Annotated in this window: 16 protein-coding genes; 13 read left to right on the top strand and 3 right to left on the bottom strand. The window is 70.1% G+C overall.

The window, feature by feature from the left end; genetic code table 11:
• Positions 1 to 43: 43 nt before the first annotated feature.
• Positions 44 to 1366, bottom strand: a complete 1323-nt coding sequence (locus BKA24_RS00700; protein WP_343065814.1) for an ABC transporter substrate-binding protein — start codon at positions 1364 to 1366, stop codon at positions 44 to 46.
• Positions 1367 to 1625: 259 nt separating this feature from the next.
• Here BKA24_RS00700 and purS point away from each other — a divergent pair, with 259 nt between their 5' ends.
• The 7 genes from purS (at position 1626) to BKA24_RS00735 (ending at position 7246) form a co-directional block, all read left to right on the top strand.
• On the top strand, positions 1626 to 1871 hold the full coding sequence (gene purS / locus BKA24_RS00705; protein ID WP_184214316.1) for a phosphoribosylformylglycinamidine synthase subunit PurS: 246 nt from the start codon (positions 1626 to 1628) through the stop codon (positions 1869 to 1871).
• On the top strand, positions 1868 to 2575 hold the full coding sequence (purQ, locus tag BKA24_RS00710) for a phosphoribosylformylglycinamidine synthase subunit PurQ (RefSeq protein ID WP_184214318.1): 708 nt from the start codon (positions 1868 to 1870) through the stop codon (positions 2573 to 2575). The genes purS and purQ overlap by 4 nt, the downstream gene beginning before the upstream one ends.
• Positions 2576 to 2790: 215 nt before the next feature.
• Positions 2791 to 3885 (top strand): ABC transporter substrate-binding protein, encoded by a 1095-nt coding sequence (locus BKA24_RS00715; RefSeq protein ID WP_246366959.1) that lies wholly within the window; start codon positions 2791 to 2793, stop codon positions 3883 to 3885.
• A gap of 1 nt (position 3886) precedes the next feature.
• Entirely contained in the window at positions 3887 to 4711 is an 825-nt protein-coding gene (locus BKA24_RS00720) for an ABC transporter ATP-binding protein (RefSeq protein ID WP_184214323.1), read from the top strand.
• Complete coding sequence (locus BKA24_RS00725) at positions 4711 to 5514, top strand: ABC transporter permease (protein WP_184214325.1); 804 nt, start codon at positions 4711 to 4713, stop codon at positions 5512 to 5514. Before BKA24_RS00720 ends, BKA24_RS00725 begins: the two co-directional genes overlap by 1 nt.
• On the top strand, positions 5511 to 6311 hold the full coding sequence (locus tag BKA24_RS00730) for an ABC transporter permease (protein WP_184214327.1): 801 nt from the start codon (positions 5511 to 5513) through the stop codon (positions 6309 to 6311). The genes BKA24_RS00725 and BKA24_RS00730 overlap by 4 nt, the downstream gene beginning before the upstream one ends.
• A 20-nt stretch (positions 6312 to 6331) precedes the next feature.
• Entirely contained in the window at positions 6332 to 7246 is a 915-nt protein-coding gene (locus BKA24_RS00735; RefSeq protein WP_184214329.1) for a 2-hydroxyacid dehydrogenase, read from the top strand.
• Between the two features lie 49 nt (positions 7247 to 7295).
• Here the strand turns inward: BKA24_RS00735 and BKA24_RS00740 are convergent, their stop codons facing one another.
• On the bottom strand, positions 7296 to 7814 hold the full coding sequence (locus tag BKA24_RS00740) for an adenine phosphoribosyltransferase (protein ID WP_184214331.1): 519 nt from the start codon (positions 7812 to 7814) through the stop codon (positions 7296 to 7298).
• A 210-nt stretch (positions 7815 to 8024) separates the two neighbouring features.
• Between BKA24_RS00740 and BKA24_RS00745 the strand changes: the two genes are divergently transcribed.
• From BKA24_RS00745 to BKA24_RS00765, 5 genes are read left to right on the top strand one after another with little or no spacing between them, the layout of a single operon-like run.
• Positions 8025 to 9704, top strand: coding sequence for a glycoside hydrolase family 13 protein (locus tag BKA24_RS00745; protein WP_184214333.1), 1680 nt, complete (start codon positions 8025 to 8027; stop codon positions 9702 to 9704).
• Positions 9705 to 9706: 2 nt separating this feature from the next.
• Positions 9707 to 10702, top strand: coding sequence for a substrate-binding domain-containing protein (locus BKA24_RS00750; protein WP_184214335.1), 996 nt, complete (start codon positions 9707 to 9709; stop codon positions 10700 to 10702).
• A 19-nt stretch (positions 10703 to 10721) separates the two neighbouring features.
• A complete protein-coding gene (locus tag BKA24_RS00755; protein ID WP_184214337.1) occupies positions 10722 to 11936 on the top strand; it encodes an amidohydrolase in 1215 nt (404 codons plus the stop codon).
• Positions 11933 to 12700, top strand: coding sequence for a hypothetical protein (locus BKA24_RS00760; RefSeq protein WP_184214339.1), 768 nt, complete (start codon positions 11933 to 11935; stop codon positions 12698 to 12700). Before BKA24_RS00755 ends, BKA24_RS00760 begins: the two co-directional genes overlap by 4 nt.
• A gap of 39 nt (positions 12701 to 12739) precedes the next feature.
• A complete protein-coding gene (locus BKA24_RS00765; protein ID WP_184214340.1) occupies positions 12740 to 14788 on the top strand; it encodes an APC family permease in 2049 nt (682 codons plus the stop codon).
• Position 14789: 1 nt separating this feature from the next.
• Here the strand turns inward: BKA24_RS00765 and BKA24_RS00770 are convergent, their stop codons facing one another.
• Entirely contained in the window at positions 14790 to 15734 is a 945-nt protein-coding gene (locus tag BKA24_RS00770; protein ID WP_184214341.1) for a hypothetical protein, read from the bottom strand.
• Positions 15735 to 15834: 100 nt separating this feature from the next.
• On the opposite strand from BKA24_RS00770, the gene BKA24_RS00775 reads away from it, so the two are divergent.
• Positions 15835 to 16590, top strand: coding sequence for a hypothetical protein (locus BKA24_RS00775; protein WP_184214343.1), 756 nt, complete (start codon positions 15835 to 15837; stop codon positions 16588 to 16590).
• Positions 16591 to 16613: the final 23 nt, after the last annotated feature.

A 16613-nucleotide genomic window follows, 5' to 3' on the forward strand; every position in this document is an offset into this window, starting at 1 on the left:
GTGCACGGGTCACCGGCGATGCCGGTGACCCGTGCAGAAGGTCCTAGTCGGACTCGACCTGCTTGGCCAGCTCCGCGAGCGCCTTGTCCCACGCGCCGGCGGTGTCGACCTCGCCCCGGTCCAGTGCGCTCAGCGCAGGCCCGAAGACGTTCTCCTGGATGACCGAGTCGTCCGGTCCCTTGTACTGGGCGACGACACCCTTGGCACGCTCAGCGAGGATCGCGCCGGTCGGGGCGTCGTTGAAGAACTCGTTGGGCGTCGCGTCGCTCGCGAGCTTCTCCTGCGCCTCGATGGTCGACGGGAAGTTGCCCGCGGCCGCCGACTGCTTGACCTGCTGCTCGGGCTGCGTCAGCCAGTCAGCGAGCTCCGCCGCGGCTTCTTTGTGCTCCGAGGACTCGGAGACCGAAAGCCACGCGCCGCCCCAGTTGGCTGCGCCGCCGGGGAAGACGTCGGCGAAGTCCCATCCGGTGGAGGCGTCCCCGCCGGCGCTCTCGACGCGCTCCTTGACGATGCCCAGCATCCAGCCCGGGCAGACGAAGGTCGCGAACGTGCCGTCGACGAACGACTTGTTGCCGTTCCAGTCCCACGCCGCCTGCGCGGCGGACTGGCCGCCCTCCGTGGCGGCGCCGAGGAGCTCGAAGCGCTCCTTCAGCTCGGCGTTGCCGTCGACGTTCAGCGTCCCGTCGGAGGTGTAGTAGCCCTCGTCGAGCTGATTCACCATGGCGTTCCACACGAAGCCGGAGTGGTCATACCACCCCTTGCCGGTGTCGTCGGTGTACTTCTGGCCGATCTCGAAGTAGTTCTCCCAGTCGCCGTCGAGCAGCTCGGCGACGCTCTCGCGGTCGGTCGGGAGGCCGGCCGCCTCGAACGCCGGGGCGTTGTAGCAGATGCCGCTCGGGCCGATGTCGGTGCCGTAGCCGATGACACGGCCGTCGGGTGCCGTGGCGGTCTCGTACTTCCAATCGACCCAGTCGGCCTTGCGGTCCTCGATGCCGTAATCGCGCAGGTCGGCGAAGTTCTCGACGACGCCCTCCTCCATGATCGCGCCGAGCCAGCCCTCTTCGATTGCGACGATGTCGGAGAGTCCTCCGGCGCCGATCTTGGTGAACAGGTCGGTGCGGGCGTTGCCGCCGGTGTCGATGTTCGTGGCCTCGATGGTGACGTTGTCGTGGAGACTCTCGTACTCCTCGTACAGCTCCTCGTAGCCGAAGGTGCCGAATGTGGTGATGGTGAGGGTGACGGGTTCGTCGCCCGAACCCTCCTCGCCATTCGTGTCGCCGCCGCCGGCGCAGCCGGCGAGGACGAGAGCGGACGTCGAGGCGACGGCGGCGAGGACGCCGACGCGGCGCAGGGCGCGTGAGTTCACAGGACACTCCTTTGTGATGTGGAGAGAGACGGGTGCGGTGCTCCCTCCCATGGGAGCGCTCTCAACTGAGATCAGACGGTACGGGAGCGCTCCCATGGCTGTCAAGGGAGCGCTCCCATACGATCGGTCACGGTTCGGTCACGGCCGTTCGGAGACCGTGCTCATCCCCGCGTTCGGACGCTGCCGCCCTGTCCTCGGCGCGCGACCGCCTGGCCGTAGACTGGTCCCACCCCTGCCCGCGACATCCCGGAGCTTTCGAATGCCCACCATCGTCGTCGACGTCATGCCCAAGGCCGAGCTGCTGGACCCGCAGGGGAAGGCCGTCGCCGGCGCACTCTCCCGCCTCGGCCACGAAGGATTCTCCGGCGTCCGGATCGGCAAGCGCTTCGAGCTGACTGTCGACACCGCCGACGAGCAGACGCTCGCGACGGTCAAGACCATCGCCGAAGAGATCCTCTCGAACGCGGTGATCGAGGACGTCGTGGGCATCGAGGTCGTCGAATGACGGTCCGCGTCGGCGTCATCACCTTCCCGGGATCGCTCGACGACGGCGACGCGCAGCGCGCCGTCCGCCTGGCGGGAGCCGAGCCGGTCGCCCTCTGGCACGGTTCGCACGACCTCGACGGCGTGGACGCACTCGTCCTGCCGGGTGGCTTCAGCTACGGCGACTACCTCCGCGCCGGCGCGATCGCCGCTCTCGCGCCGATCATGTCCGAGGTGAAGGATGCCGCCGCGAAGGGGATGCCGATCCTCGGCATCTGCAACGGCTTTCAGATGCTCGTCGAGGCGCACCTGCTGCCCGGGGGCCTGATCCGCAACGCCCACCAGCAGTTCATCCGTCGCGACCAGCGCCTCGTCGTCGAGAACGCCGACACGGCGTGGACGCACGAGTTCACGAACGGCGAGGAGATCGTCATCCCGTTGAAGAACGCGGACGGCGGCTACATCGCATCCGACGAGACGCTCGCCCGCATCCGGGGCGAAGGCCTCGTCGCGTTCCGTTACGCGGGCGTCAACCCGAACGGATCGGTCGATGACATCGCCGGGCTCACCAACGAGCGCGGCAACGTCGTCGGCCTCATGCCGCACCCCGAGCACGCGATCGAACCCGGGTTCGGGCCCGACACCGCGGCCGCCATGCGGTCGGGAGTCGACGGGCTGAAGTTCTTCACCGCGGCGGTCAGCGCCGTGGTGGGATCCGCCGCCTGAGGCGCCCTCGCGCCATCCGCGAGAAACAACGTTCAGCGAGAGACATCGCGGCACCGGTTGCTCCTCACGCCGGACCGACGGCGGTGAATACGGTCCTCACGGCCGCCGTGTCGCGATGTGCCTGCAGGTAGTACGCGCGAAATCGCGCGGAAATACGCGCGCGTTAGCGTCGGGCCCGCACCGCCATGTCCCGAAACATGACCCGAGGAGTCCCCTTGCGCCTTCTGTCCCGCACGCGCGTCATCGGTATCGCCGCCGCTGCCGCCTCCGCCCTCCTGCTCGCCGGCTGCGCCGGCGGCGAAACCCCCGCAGGTTCCGAGGGCGAAGCCGTCGACCACGGCGAGATCAGCGTCCAGTACTCCTGGATCAAGAACGAGGAGTTCGCGGGAGAGTTCTACGCCTACGAGAACGGCTACTACGACGAGGCCGGCTTCTCGGACGTCATCGGCATTTCGGGCCCCGACACGGGTGTCGCCAAGCTGCTGTCGAACACGGTGCAGGTCGCGCTGAGCGACGCGGCATCCGTCGGTGCGGCCATCGCCGAAGAAGAAGCACCGCTGAAGATCATCGGCGCGACCTTCCAGAAGAACCCGTTCACGATCCTGTCGCTCGCCGACGGCGCGAACATCCAGACCCCGCAGGACCTCGTCGGCAAGAAGATCGGTGTGCAGGACTCCAACGCGTCGGTGTTCGCCGCGCTCCTGAACGCCAACGACATCGACCCCGCGGACGTCGAGGTCGTGCCCGTCGACTTCAACCCGACCCCGGTCATGAACGGCGAGGTCGACGGCTTCATGGCATATCTCACGAACGAGGCGCTGACCGTCGAGCTGGCCGGGTACGAGACCACGAACCTCGCCTACGCCGAGAACGGCGTGCCGTACGTCGCCGAGACCTTCACGGTCACCGACCAGTATCTGGCCGAGAACGCCGACCTGCTGAAGGCGTTCCTCATCGCCGAGATCAAGGGCTGGACGCATGTCTTCCAGGAGCCGGTCGACGACACCGTCTCGCTCGTCGAGACGTACTACAACCAGGCCGCCGAGGCGTCCGAGGAGGGCCTCGAGGCCGTGTTCGGCGCACTCGACCCCGCGAAGACCGCCGCCGGCATCGAGGCGCAGAACCTGCTCATCTCGACCGACGAGACCGAAGCGAACGGGCTCTTCACCATCTCGGACGAGCTCAAGGAGCAGACCGTCGCATCGCTGGCCGGCGCCGGCTGGGAGGTCTCCGTCGACGACCTGTTCGACACGACGATCATCGACGAGATCTACGCGGAGAACCCCGACCTGATGGAATACCTGCCCTGACATGACGACACGCTCCGCCGCCGCGGATGCCGGCGCCCTCCCGGGTACCGGCATCCGCATCGACGGTCTCAGCAAGACCTTCGACACCGGGCGCGGCCGATCGGTCGCCGCCCTGCAGGACACGCACCTGCACACCGACAAGGGTTCGTTCCTCTCGCTCCTCGGCCCCTCGGGCTGCGGCAAGTCGACGATCCTGCGAATCCTCGCCGACCTTGAGCACCCCACCACCGGCGAGGTGTTCGTCGACGGCAAGACGCCGTCCGAGCTGCGCCGCGACCACGAGCTCGGCATCGCATTCCAGGACCACGCGCTCCTGCCGTGGCGGAGCGTGCTCACGAACATCCGGCTGCCGTTCGAGATCGCGGGGCGGACGCCCGACAAGGCCTACATAGACGAGCTCATCGGTCTCGTCGGTCTCCGCGGCTTCGAGAAGGCGAAGCCCGCCCAGCTCTCCGGCGGCATGCGCCAGCGCGTCTCGATCGCCCGCGCCCTGACCCTCAAGCCCTCAGTGCTGCTGCTCGACGAGCCGTTCGGCGCGCTCGACGACATGACCCGCCAGAACCTCAACCTCGAGCTGCTGCGCATCTGGACGGAGAAGCCCGCGACCACCCTCATGGTCACGCACGGCATCTCAGAGGCGATCTTCCTCTCCGACCGCGTCGCCGTGATGTCGCCCCGACCCGGCCGGGTCAAGGAGATCATCGAGGTCGACCTGCCGCGCCCCCGCCTGCCAGAGATGCAGCGCACCCCCGAGTTCCATGCGCTCGTCGACCAGGCCTCCGAACTGCTGTTCGGCGACGACGGTCGCGCGGCCGCGGAGGCGTGATGCGCGCCCTGCCCCGCTGGGCTGCCGGCGTCATCGGCCTGGCCGCGCTCATCGGCGCATGGTGGCTGTTCTCGGCGACGATCTTCATCCCCGCCGAGGGGACGACCTTCACCCCGGTCCCCTCGCCGTGGACCGTGTTCGCGACGATCTTCTCCGACGGAATCGCGGCCTACTGGCCGGTATTCCAGGTGACGATCGGCGAAGCGCTGGTCGGGTTCGCCTGGGGAAACGCGATCGCCCTCCTGCTGGCATCCGTCGTCCTCCTGCTTCCGAAGGCCGAGACGGTCATCACGCAGATCGCCGTCGTCAGCTACTGCCTGCCCGTCGTCGCCGTCGGCGGCATCGCGATCGTTGTGCTCGGCGGCGCGAAGCGCGTGGGCGACCTCAGCGCGACCGCGGTGTTCCTCGCGGCCCTCGCGGTGTTCTTCACGACCGTCGTCGGCGCGCTGCTCGGCTTCAAGGCCGCCGACCGGGCGACGCTCGACGTCGTCCGTGTCTACGGCGGCACGCGGTTCACGCAGCTGCGCAAGGTGCGGCTCATCGCCGCGGCACCCGCGATCCTCACCGCACTGCAGATCGCGGTGCCGAGCGCATTCCTCGGCGCCATCCTCGGCGAGTACATGGGCGCGATCGACCGTGGCGTCGGCATCACCCTCATCAAGCTGCAGGGCGACCTCGACTCTCCCCGCGTGTGGGCGGTGTTCCTGCTGACCGCAGCGGTCGCGTTGCTCGGGTACGGGCTCGTCGGGCTCGTCGCCCGGTTGGTGACGCCCTGGGTGTCGGGACGGACGGTGGCCGCATGAAGGCGATCTGGCGCCCGCTCGGCCGCTCGGCCGCGAACGCCCTCCTCACCGTCGCCATCGTCCTCGCCGCATGGTGGGCGGTCGTGTCGTTCACCGGCATCTCGCCGTACGTCGCGAAGGGCCCGGCCGACGTGTGGGAGTTCCTGTTCGTCGATACGGATGCCGCGGCGAACCGCGCTGGGCTGTGGCCGCTCCTCGGGCAGACACTGCAGGACTCGCTGCTCGGTTTCGTCACCGGCATGGTGGCCGCCCTCGTGCTCGCCGTGGCGTTCTCGCTCTCGCGCGCGATCGAGGCCGGCGTCATGCCACTTGCGCTGCTCCTGCGCAGCATTCCGCTCGTGGCCATCGCGCCGGTCATCATCCTCATCACGGGGCGCGGCACCGCGGCATCCGTCGCCGTGATCGGTTCGATCGTGGTGCTGTTCCCGGCACTCGCGTCGATCCTGTTCGGGCTCTCGCGCGCGTCGGCGCAGAGCCTCGACCTCGTGCGCGTTTACGGCGGCGGCAGGTTCGCACAGCTGCGGAAGGTGAACATCCCGGGCGCGCTGCCGTCGCTGTTTGCGGCGGCGCGCGTGTCGGTTCCCGGCGCCGTGACGGGGGCGTTGCTCGCGGAATGGCTGTCGACCGGTACCGGCATCGGCGGCATGATCCAGAAGTTCACCGCGCAGGCACGCTTCGACGACCTGTGGGCATCGGTCGCGATCATTACGCTCGTGACCCTCGTGCTCTACAACGTCGTGCAGATCATCGAGAACGTCGTCCTCGCCCGGATGGGCATGGTGACGACCGTCGAGTGAGCCGCCGGTAGCCTCGGAGCATGGCATCCATCACCGTCAGCGTCCCGTCCGAGCGCCTCGCCGAGAAGCTGGCTGACACCGGCGCGGAGGTGCTGGTGTGGAAGATGGACGGTCCCGCGCCGCGCGAGACGATCGATCTGGTCGTGCCGCCGTACATGGCGGGCAATGCGGGGCTGCCGCTGCTCGAGGGCGTGCGGACGCAGCTCGTCCAGGGGCAGTCGATCGGGTACGAGGGCGTCGAGCAGAAGCTGCCGGCGGGCGTCGTGTTCGCGAACGCCGCGACAGTGCACGAGACCTCGACCGCCGAGCTCGCCCTCGCGCTGGCCCTCGCCGCGCAGCGCGAGTTCGTCCGGTTCATGCAGGCGCAGGCGACGGGGACATGGTCACCGGTCGTCGCGTCGAGCCTCGCCGACCGCCGGGTGCTCGTCCTCGGCTACGGCGGCGTCGGCAAGGCGGTCGCCGCGCGCCTCGCACCGTTCGAGGTCGAGGTGATCCCGGTCGCCACCCGCGCTCGCGACGAAGACGGCGTGCACGTCCACGGCGTCGATGAGCTGCCCGACCTGCTCCCCGCCGCCGAGATCGTCATCGCGACCCTCCCCGGTGGCGACGCGACGCGACACATCGTCGACGACGAGTTCCTCGCCGCGCTGCCCGACGGTGCGCTGATCGTGAACGTCGGCCGCGGCTCGCTCATCGACACCGACGCGCTCGTCGACCACGTCTCGCGCGGCCGCATCCGCGCGGCGCTCGATGTGACCGAGCCGGAGCCCCTCCCGGCAGATCACCCGCTGTGGACGCTCGACGGCGTCCTCATCGCGCCGCATGTCGGCGGTGCGACGAACGCGATGGCGCCGCGCAGTGAGGCGCTGATCCGACGACAGATCGGGCACCTGCAGCGCGGTGAGACCCCCGAGAACATCGTCCTGCGCACCTGAGGCCGGTGGTCGAACGGACCCGCGGGTCAGGTGGCGCGGCGCGCGTCGTTCACACGGTGAAGACGCTGTGCACGGGCCCGCAGACCCGCTGGCCCCCGAGCGCCGCGAGCTCCATGAGGACGGCCGTCCCGGTGATCTCGTAGCCGAGCTGCTCGAGCAGCTGCTGGCCCGCGCGAAGGGTCCCGCCGGTGGCGAGCACGTCGTCGACCAGCAGCACGCGCGTACCGGCGGGCAGGTCATCCGACATCTCGATCGTCGCGCTGCCGTACTCGAGGTCGTAGCTGACCGAACCCGCCGGCCGGGGCAGCTTCCCCGCCTTGCGGATGGGCGCGAGGCCGGCACCGGATGCCACGGCGAGGGCGCCCGCGAGCAGGAACCCGCGTGCCTCGACGCCCGCGACCACGTCGAACCGGCCGACGAACGGCTCGGCCATCGCCATCGCGATGGTGCGCAGGCCGGCGGCATCCGCCAGCAACGGCGAGATATCACGGAAGAGGATGCCGGGCTCGGGGAAGTCGGGAATGGTCGCGATGAGCGCTTCGGCTCGGGCGAGTGCGTCGGGATTCACTGGGTCGAGGGTAGCCGACCCGCCTGATCGCGCCCGGGGTTGCACGGCGGCACTGCACTAACTCCCCAAGATCGACCGCGGCCCGATCCGGGGCAGCTCCGGCGGGCCGCCGAGCCGCACATCTGAGGAGTTGCTGCAGACGAGGCCGCCGGACGTCTCCGGCACGTGAGGACTCCCGTATGCGCAAGCGCTTGCGCTAGGCTGGCGCGCATGACTTCGACCTCCCTCCCGACGCAGACCTCGCCGTCTACGCTGGCCGCGATCGGCGAGAGCCGACCCGGCGCCGAATGGTGGCGCACCGCCGTCATCTACCAGATCTACCCCCGCTCCTTCGCCGACGCCTCGGGCGACGGCATCGGCGACCTCCCCGGCATCACGTCGCGCCTCGACGACCTCGCCTCTCTCGGCATCGACGCCGTCTGGCTCAGTCCCTTCTTCACCTCCCCGCAGAAGGACGCCGGCTACGATGTCGCCGACTACCGCGACGTCGACCCGCTCTTCGGCACCCTCGGCGACTTCGACGACATGCTCGAGGCGGCGCACGCGCGCGGCATCCGCGTCATCATCGACCTCGTCCCGAACCACTCCTCCGACAAGCACGTCTGGTTCCAGCAGGCGCTCGCCGCCGCACCCGGGAGCCCCGAGCGTGCGCGCTACATGTTCCGCGACGGACAGGGCGAGAACGGCGAACTCCCGCCGAACAACTGGGAGTCGGTCTTCGGCGGTCCGGCGTGGACGCGCGTCGAAGACGGCCAGTGGTACCTCCACCTGTTCGACACCTCACAGCCCGACTTCGACTGGACCAACGAAGAGGTGCGCGAGGAGTTCCGTGGAACGCTGCGCTTCTGGCTCGACCGGGGCGTCGACGGCTTCCGCGTCGACGTCGCCCACGGCCTCGTCAAGGCCGACGGACTGCCCGACTACACGCCGCCGGAGGACGCCGACTCGATGGGCGGCGAGGAGCCGGTGCCGTACTGGGGCCAGGAAGGCGTGCACGACGTGTGGCGCGACTGGCACCGCGTCCTCGCGGAGTACGAGGGCGACCGCGCCCTCTGCGCGGAGGCCTGGCTGCCGACGGTCGACGAGACGGCCAAATGGGTGCGTCCCGACGAGATGCACCAGGCGTTCAACTTCCCGTATGCGATGAGCGAGTGGGATGCCGAGCAGCTCCGCGAGATCATCAGCGAGTCGCTGCGCGCCTTCCCCGCCGTGGGCGCCCCGGCCACCTGGGTGCTCTCCAACCACGACGTGATCCGTCACGCGACCCGCCTGGCGATGCCGGGCCACCCGCAGGGACACGGCGTCGGCCCCGCCACGGAGGGCAAGCCCGACCCGGCCGCAGGCCTCCGCCGCGCCCGCGCCGCGACGGCGCTCATGCTGGCCCTCCCCGGTTCGGCCTACGTCTACCAGGGCGAGGAGCTCGGCCTTCCCGAGGCGATGGAACTCCCCGACGACGTGCGCGAGGACCCGACCTGGTTCCGCACGAACGGCGAGCGCTACGGCCGTGACGGATGCCGCGTCCCGCTCCCCTGGTCGGCCGCCGACCCGGCGTTCGGCTTCAGCCCGACGGGTGAGAGCTGGCTCCCCCAGCCCGCCGACTGGTCGGCGCTGGCCCGCGACGTCGAGGAGCAGGACCCCGAGTCGACGCTCTGGCTGTACCGCACCCTGCTCGCCACCCGTCGCGCGCACGACCTGGGCGCCGCGCAGCTGGAGTGGCTCGACGGCTACGGCGACGACGTCATCGCCGTCCGCACCGGTGACGTGACCGTGATCGCCAACGTCGGCACCGAGCCCGTCGCCCTGCCCGCGGGAACCCTCCTGGTGGCCAGCGACACGTTCGAGGGCGGCGAGCTGCCCGCCGATACGACCGTCTGGATCGCCGCGGACTGACCGTGACCGGCATCGACGACGTCGCCCGCGCCGCCGGCGTCTCGGCGGCGACGGTCTCGCGCGCGCTCAGCGGGCGCGGGCGCATCTCCGATGCGACCCGCGTCCGCGTGCGCGCTGCGGCCGCCGAGCTCGGGTACGTCGTGTCGTCCGCGGCATCCTCGCTCGCGACGGGGCGGACGGCGAACATCGGTGTCGTGGTCCCGCTGCTCGACCGGTGGTTCTTCGCGAACGTCCTCGACGGCATCGCGAGCCGGCTCGCCCCGCGCGGGTACGACATCACGCTGTACAGCATGAGCGACGACCCCGACCAGCGCGCGGGCGTGCTCGACGTCTCCCTGCGGCGCGGACGCGTTGACGGACTCATCGTGCTGTCGCTCGCCCTGTCGGAGAACGAGGTCGACCGGCTGCTGTCGCTGGGCCTCCCGATCGTCGGGCTCGGCGCCACGAGCGGCCGGCTGCCGGTGCTGCGGGTCGACGACAGCGCGCTCGCGCGTCTCGCGACCGAGCACCTCCTGGGCCTCGGTCACCGGCGCATCGCGCACATCGGTTTCAGCCTCGACGGTGACCCGGGTTTCGACATCCCGTCGCTGCGCCGCCACGGTTTCGATGCGGCCATGACGGATGCCGGTGTCGCGACGCCGCTGTTCGCCCCCGCCGACTTCACGATCGACGACGGGCACCGCGCCGCCGGCGCGCTGCTCGATGCCGCCGACCCGCCCACGGCGATCTTCGCGGCATCCGACGAGATGGCCTTCGGTGCGCTCTTCGCCGCACGCGAACGCGGACTCGACGTGCCGCGCGACCTGTCGGTCATCGGCGTCGACGGTCACGAGATGAGCGGCTTCTTCGGGCTGACGACGATCGCGCAGTTCCCCCACGCGCAGGGTGAGCGCGCCGGCGAGGCGGTGCTGCGCGCGATCGAGGAGGGGACGGATGCCGCCGATCAGACGCTCCCCTTCGAACTCGTGCGACGGTCCTCCACGGCGCCTCCCGGCTGATCCCCGTAGGCTCGATGGCATGACCATCGACCTCGACGCGCTCTACATCGACCTGCACCGCCACCCCGAGCTCTCCTTCCAGGAGACCCGGACGGCAGGGGTCATCACGCGCGAACTCGACGCCCTGGGACTCGAGTTCGAGGAGGGCGTCGGCCGCACCGGCGTCGTCACGGTGATCCGCAACGGGTCGGGACCCGTGGTGTGGCTGCGCGCCGACACCGACGGACTGCCCGTCGAGGAGCAGACCGGGCTCGCCTACGCGAGCACGGCGCGCGGCGTCGACCCCGCCGGGACCGACGTCCCGGTCATGCACGCCTGCGGGCACGACATGCACGTGACCGCCCTGCTCGGCGCGCTCGAGAAACTGCAGGCCACCCGCGAGGAGTGGTCGGGCACGGTCGTGGCCGTCTTCCAACCCGCCGAGGAGTACGGCGCCGGCGCCCAGGCGATGATCGCCGACGGCGTGCTCGACCGCTACCCGCGCCCCGACATCGTGCTCGGCCAGCACCTGACGCCGCTGCCCGCGGGCACGATCGGTGTGCGCCCCGGCACCCAGATGGCCGCCTCCGACGGCCTGACCGTGCGCCTCCTCGGACGCGGCGGGCACGGTTCGCGGCCGCACTCCACGATCGACCCGGTCGTCATGGCGGCCGCCACCGTCATGCGCCTGCAGACCGTCGTCTCCCGCGAGATCGATCCGCGCGAGATGGCGGTCGTCACCGTCGGGTCCATCCACGCCGGCCTGAAGAACAACATCATCCCCGCCGAGGCGAAGCTCGAACTCAGCCTGCGCTACCCCGACGATGATGCGCGCGCCGACGTGCTCGCCCGCGTCGAACGGATCGTGCGCGCCGAGGCCGCGGCATCCGGTGCCGAGGAGGAGCCGGTCATCACGACCGACCACACCCTCCCGCCCACCATCAACGACCCCGCGGCGACGGCGAAGCTGACCGCCGCCTTCGATCGTGCATTCGGCGACGGCACCGTCGTCGACCCCGGCATGTTCACCGGCAGCGAGGACGTCTCGTGGTTCGCCCGCGAAGCCGGCGTGCCGCTCGTCTACTGGTTCTGGGGCGGTGTCGACCCCCAGCAGTACGCCGATGCGGTCGCCGCCGGCACCGTCGCGCGGGACATCCCGACGAACCACTCGCCCTTCTTCGCGCCGATCCTGCACCCGACCATCGAGCGCGGCGTCGACGCGCTCACCGTCGCCGCCCGGGAGTTCCTGGCATGACCAAGCCCCTCGACATCGTCGACGAGCCGGACGAGCGTCGCGACAATCGCACGCCGATCGTGCTGGGGCTCGTCGCCGGCCTGCTGCTGGTCGGGGTGATCATCGCCTTCGTCCTGCTCTTCACGCGCCAGACCGGCGACCCCGAGCCCGCCCCCGATGAGGCCCCCGGCCAGTCGGCCCCGCAGGAACCGACGACCGAGGAGCAGCCGGCACCCGAAGAGACGGAGGCGGCACCGGATGCCGAGGTCGCCGTGAACGGCGTCGGCTTCACGATCACGCAGGCAGACGGCACCGAGTTCTCCCACCGGTGGGCAGACCCCGCCGCACCCGCGATCGAGGCGCTCAGCGAACTTTTCGGCTCGGCGCCGACCGAGGACTTCCAGAACGGCGACGCCGAGAACTGGGCCTACGACATCTACGTCTGGGAGGGATTCCGTCTGTACGACGTGTTCCTCGGCGACGGCGGCCGCTCGCGCGACGAGGTTCCCGCCCCCACCTACGTCGCCGTCACCGGCTCGCCCGCCGAGGTCGGCATCGTCGACGAGTTCGGCGTGGCGGTCGGCGACAGCATCGACGCGGTCCGCGACCTCGGCCCCATCGACGAGGTGGGACTCTCCGGGGGCGGCGTCCGTCTCGTGCTCGGAAACAACCGCGGCACCTTCTACAACGACGGCAAGAGGGCCTTCAACGCATTCGTCGAATCGGATGCCGCAGGGCAGACTGTGGCATCCATCACCTACACGTTCCGCGCCCGCGGACAGTAGCGATCGCGGCGGCGTTGCGCGGGAGTCGCGGCAGGCGTAATGTCGCCCGCCGTGGCTCCTGACAGTCGCGACCCGAACCCGGCCGCCTCCCCCATCGTCAAACGCATCCTGATCGGCGATCCGCTGACATCGGAGAAGCTCGACGAGCAGCTCCTGCCGAAGAAGCGGGCCCTCCCCATCTTCGCCTCGGACGCCCTCTCGTCGGTCGCCTACGCGCCGCAGGAGCTGGTGATGATCCTGCTCGTCGGCGGCACGGCGTTCCTCGCCTTCACGCCCGCCGTCGCGCTGGCCGTCGTGGTGCTCCTGATCGTGGTGGTGCTGAGCTACCGACAGCTGATCAAGGCGTACCCCTCCGGCGGCGGCGACTACGAGGTCGCCCGCACGAACCTCGGCGAGAAGGCGGGGGTCGTCGTCGGATCGGCGCTGCTCGTCGACTACGTGCTGACGGTCGCCGTGTCGGTGTCGTCGGGCGTCGACAACATCATCTCGGCGCTGCCTGCACTCGACCCGTGGCGTGTCGAGCTGGCCGTCGGATTCGTGATCCTGCTCGTCATCGTGAACCTGCGCGGGGTGCGCGAAGCCTCGCACGCCTTTGCCATCCCGACCTACGTCTTCATCGGCTCGGTCGCCCTGATGATCGGGACCGGGCTGTTCCGGTGGGCGATCGGCGACGTGCCCGTCGCCTCCAGCGCCACCTACGCCGTCGACGCCGAGAACCTGTCGCAGGTCGCCGTCATCCTCCTGCTGCTGCGGGCGTTCTCGAGCGGCTGCTCCGCCCTCACCGGCGTCGAGGCGGTGAGCAACGGCGTCCCCGCCTTCCGCGCCCCGAAGATCCGCAACGCGCAGACCACGCTCGTCCTCATGGGGACGATCGCAATCATGCTGTTCGCCGGCCTCACGGCGCTCGCCCTCGTCGCGGGTGTCCACTACGCCGAGGATCCGTGCGACCTCATCGGGTTCGACTGCGCCGCGGGTCCGCAGCCGAGCCTCATGGCCCAGGTGGCGGCGGCGACGTTCGGCGCGGCATCCCCCCTCTTCTTCCTCGTGCAGGCCGCCACCGCGTGCGTGCTGCTGCTGGCGGCGAACACCGCCTTCAACGGCTTCCCGCTGCTCGGGTCGGTGCTCGCCCGCGACGGATACGCGCCGAAGGCCCTGAACTCTCGCGGCGACCGGCTCGTGTTCTCGAACGGGATGCTCATCCTCGGAGCGGCCGCGATCGCCGTCCTGGTCATCTACCAGGCGAACCTCACGACCCTCATCCAGCTGTACATCATCGGCGTCTTCGTGTCGTTCTCGCTCGGGCAGCTGGGGATGGTGCGGCACTGGCGGCGCGAACTCCGGTTCTGCCGCACGGATGCCGCCGGGCGGCGCGCCGCGATGGCCGGGCTCCTCATCAACAGCGTGGGCGCCGCGTTCACGATCACGGTGCTCCTGATCGTGACGGTGACGAAGTTCACCCACGGGGCGTGGCTGGTGTTCCTCGCCATCCCGGTGCTCTCGTTCCTGATGATCGGCGTGAACCGGTACTACCGCGACGTGGAGCACGAGATCGCGATGGACGACACCGTGAAGTACGGGTCGACGGGCGACCTCGCGATCATCCTCGTCGGCACGCTCCAGAAGCCGGTCGCGAAGGCCATCGACTACGCCCTGGCCGCGAAGCACGAGAAGACGCTCGCCGTGCACATCGCCGTCACCTCCGACGACATCGCGGAGCTGCAGGCCGATTGGGAGGTGCACGAGATGCCCGTGCCCCTGGTCGTCGTCGACAGCCCGTACCGCCACTACGCCGCGCCGCTGATCGCCTTCATCGAGCAGTACCGCGAGAAGCACGGGCCGTCCGTGGTGACCGTCTACCTGCCGCAGTACATCGTCGGGCACTGGTGGGAGGCGCCGCTGCACAACCGTCGTGCGCGGCGCATCGCGCACCAGCTCATGCTGCTGCACGGGGTGACGGTGACGCTCGTGCCGTGGCTGCTCGACTCGTCGGAGATCATCTACGGCCGGCGGTCACGCCCGCTGCCGGGCGACGATCGCGGCGGCCGGGCGCAGCCGCACTTCGGTCTGGTCGAGCACTCCGAGAACTGACTCAGTCGGCGAGGAGCAGTGCTTCGCGCCGTTCGATGAGCCAGCCGCGGCGCTCGGCGACTCCATCGAGCCGGCCTGCGAGGTCCACCTCCAGCGCGGCGAGACGGCGACCCAGCTGGTCGGCCTGCTGTGCGGCTTCCGCGATGCGCTCGCGGACGACCCAGTCCGACAGGATGTTGTCGAAGAGGACGTCGAACACGGCGAGCGAGTCCGAGATCTGAACGGCTTCGACCGGACCCGCCCCGAGGTCGGCGAGTTCCGCCGCGAGATGTTCGAGCGCGCGGTTCACCGCCGCGAACGCGCGCGCCGACTGCGAGATGCGATCGTGCTTCATGAGGTCGGCGATCATGCCGCCGCCGAAGAACGTGTCATACGTCGACCAGCCGCCGGCCGAGTCGAGCGCGCGCTGCGCCTCGGCGAGCGCGCGCTGCGCGAGGGCGAGCGCACGCTGGGCCTCGCTGATCTCGATGCCCTCGGCGGCGAGCGCGCCGAACTGCGTGTCGATCGCGACGAGTTCGTCGGATGCCGCCGAACCCTCCGCCCGCAGGACGGCGGCACGGGCAGCGAGCGCGGCTGCGAACGCGGCATCCACGTCACCGAGCTCGGAGATCGCGGCGGCGAGCCGGTCGGCTTCTGTGCGTGCGGACCGGAGGCGCTCGGTCGCGCCGTCGACCGCTTGGGCGGCGATCTGACGCTCGGCGCGTTCTCGCGCGAGTCGGTCGTCGAGCTCACCCCGAAGCGATGCCCACAGACGGGCCGGCGACAGCTTTTCGAGACCTTCGACGTCGGCGGTCTCCGCACTCAGGCGCTCCTGGAGCTCCGCCGTTTCGCGCCCCCGTGTTGCGACGAGATCGGCGGCCGCCGCGGCCTGCACGCGAAGCTGGTCGCGGCGAGTGCGGGCGGCGGCGGCATCCCGCAGGACATCGGACGGTGTCGAGGCGCTCATGGGGTCCATCGTGGCAGGGTCTGCCGCGCGATGGCATGGGCTGAACCGGGCATCCGAATCCGATACGCGCCCGTCATGCGAGTGTGCGAGACTCCCCGACATGGGGGAACGACCGAAGGCACTGCTGCCCGTCTTGACTGTTGCCGGGGTGCTCGCGATCGCCGCGGTGATCGCGATGGTGATGCTGCTCTCGCGGCCGCAGGCGCCGACCGCAGGGGCGACCACGACGCCGCCTGCGGCGGTGCCGAGCGCGACTCCGACGACCAGCGCAACATCCACGGCCGACCCGTCCCCGTCCCCAGGTCCAACAGAAGCGACGGCAGCGGAGATCGAAGTGGGCGCGACGGGCATCACCGTCGTCGGCGATGACGGGTCGGACCTGTTCACCTACCGGTGGAACGGTGACGCAGCGCTCGCCGTCGCCGCGCTGACCGACGTCTTCGGCACCGCGCCGGATGAATCGATCACCGAGGGTGACGGGACTCACTTCCCGGACTACACGTCTTACCGGTGGGGTGGGTTCTCGCTCTTCGACATGATCGAAACCGATGGCGGCAAGCCTCGCACCGAGTACTGGCAACCTTCATACGCGGAATTCACCGTGGGCGCGGAAAGCGGCGTCGCGCTGACCGCGGAATCCGGGCTCACCGTCGGGACGAGCATCGACGATGTACGCGCGCTCGGTCCCGACGAGGAGGTCGAGCTCAGCGACGGCAGAGTCCGCATCTTCTTCGGGACGGAACGCGACGGCTTCGACACGGCCGAGGGCGGCGAAGGCGAGTACGCACTCATCATCGGTGCCGTCGAGGAGGGCGCCGTCGACGAGATCATCTATCGCCCGTTCTCCCGGCTCTGACGCTGACGCAACCGACCCGGGCG

Source organism: Microbacterium marinum, from assembly GCF_014204835.1.
In the GTDB taxonomy this organism is placed as follows: Bacteria; Actinomycetota; Actinomycetes; order Actinomycetales; family Microbacteriaceae; genus Microbacterium; species Microbacterium marinum.

What these genes read in the sequence shown, in the direction of transcription:
- purS (WP_184214316.1), top strand. Translation starts at nt 1,626, where the DNA reads ATGCCCACCATCGTCGTCGACGTCATGCCCAAGGCCGAGCTGCTGGAC.
- purQ (WP_184214318.1), top strand. Translation starts at nt 1,868, where the DNA reads ATGACGGTCCGCGTCGGCGTCATCACCTTCCCGGGATCGCTCGACGAC.
- BKA24_RS00720 (WP_184214323.1), top strand. Translation starts at nt 3,887, where the DNA reads ATGACGACACGCTCCGCCGCCGCGGATGCCGGCGCCCTCCCGGGTACC.
- BKA24_RS00725 (WP_184214325.1), top strand. Translation starts at nt 4,711, where the DNA reads ATGCGCGCCCTGCCCCGCTGGGCTGCCGGCGTCATCGGCCTGGCCGCG.
- BKA24_RS00730 (WP_184214327.1), top strand. Translation starts at nt 5,511, where the DNA reads ATGAAGGCGATCTGGCGCCCGCTCGGCCGCTCGGCCGCGAACGCCCTC.
- BKA24_RS00735 (WP_184214329.1), top strand. Translation starts at nt 6,332, where the DNA reads ATGGCATCCATCACCGTCAGCGTCCCGTCCGAGCGCCTCGCCGAGAAG.
- BKA24_RS00745 (WP_184214333.1), top strand. Translation starts at nt 8,025, where the DNA reads ATGACTTCGACCTCCCTCCCGACGCAGACCTCGCCGTCTACGCTGGCC.
- BKA24_RS00755 (WP_184214337.1), top strand. Translation starts at nt 10,722, where the DNA reads ATGACCATCGACCTCGACGCGCTCTACATCGACCTGCACCGCCACCCC.
- BKA24_RS00760 (WP_184214339.1), top strand. Translation starts at nt 11,933, where the DNA reads ATGACCAAGCCCCTCGACATCGTCGACGAGCCGGACGAGCGTCGCGAC.
- BKA24_RS00765 (WP_184214340.1), top strand. Translation starts at nt 12,740, where the DNA reads ATGTCGCCCGCCGTGGCTCCTGACAGTCGCGACCCGAACCCGGCCGCC.
- BKA24_RS00770 (WP_184214341.1), bottom strand. Translation starts at nt 15,734, where the DNA reads ATGAGCGCCTCGACACCGTCCGATGTCCTGCGGGATGCCGCCGCCGCC.
- BKA24_RS00775 (WP_184214343.1), top strand. Translation starts at nt 15,835, where the DNA reads ATGGGGGAACGACCGAAGGCACTGCTGCCCGTCTTGACTGTTGCCGGG.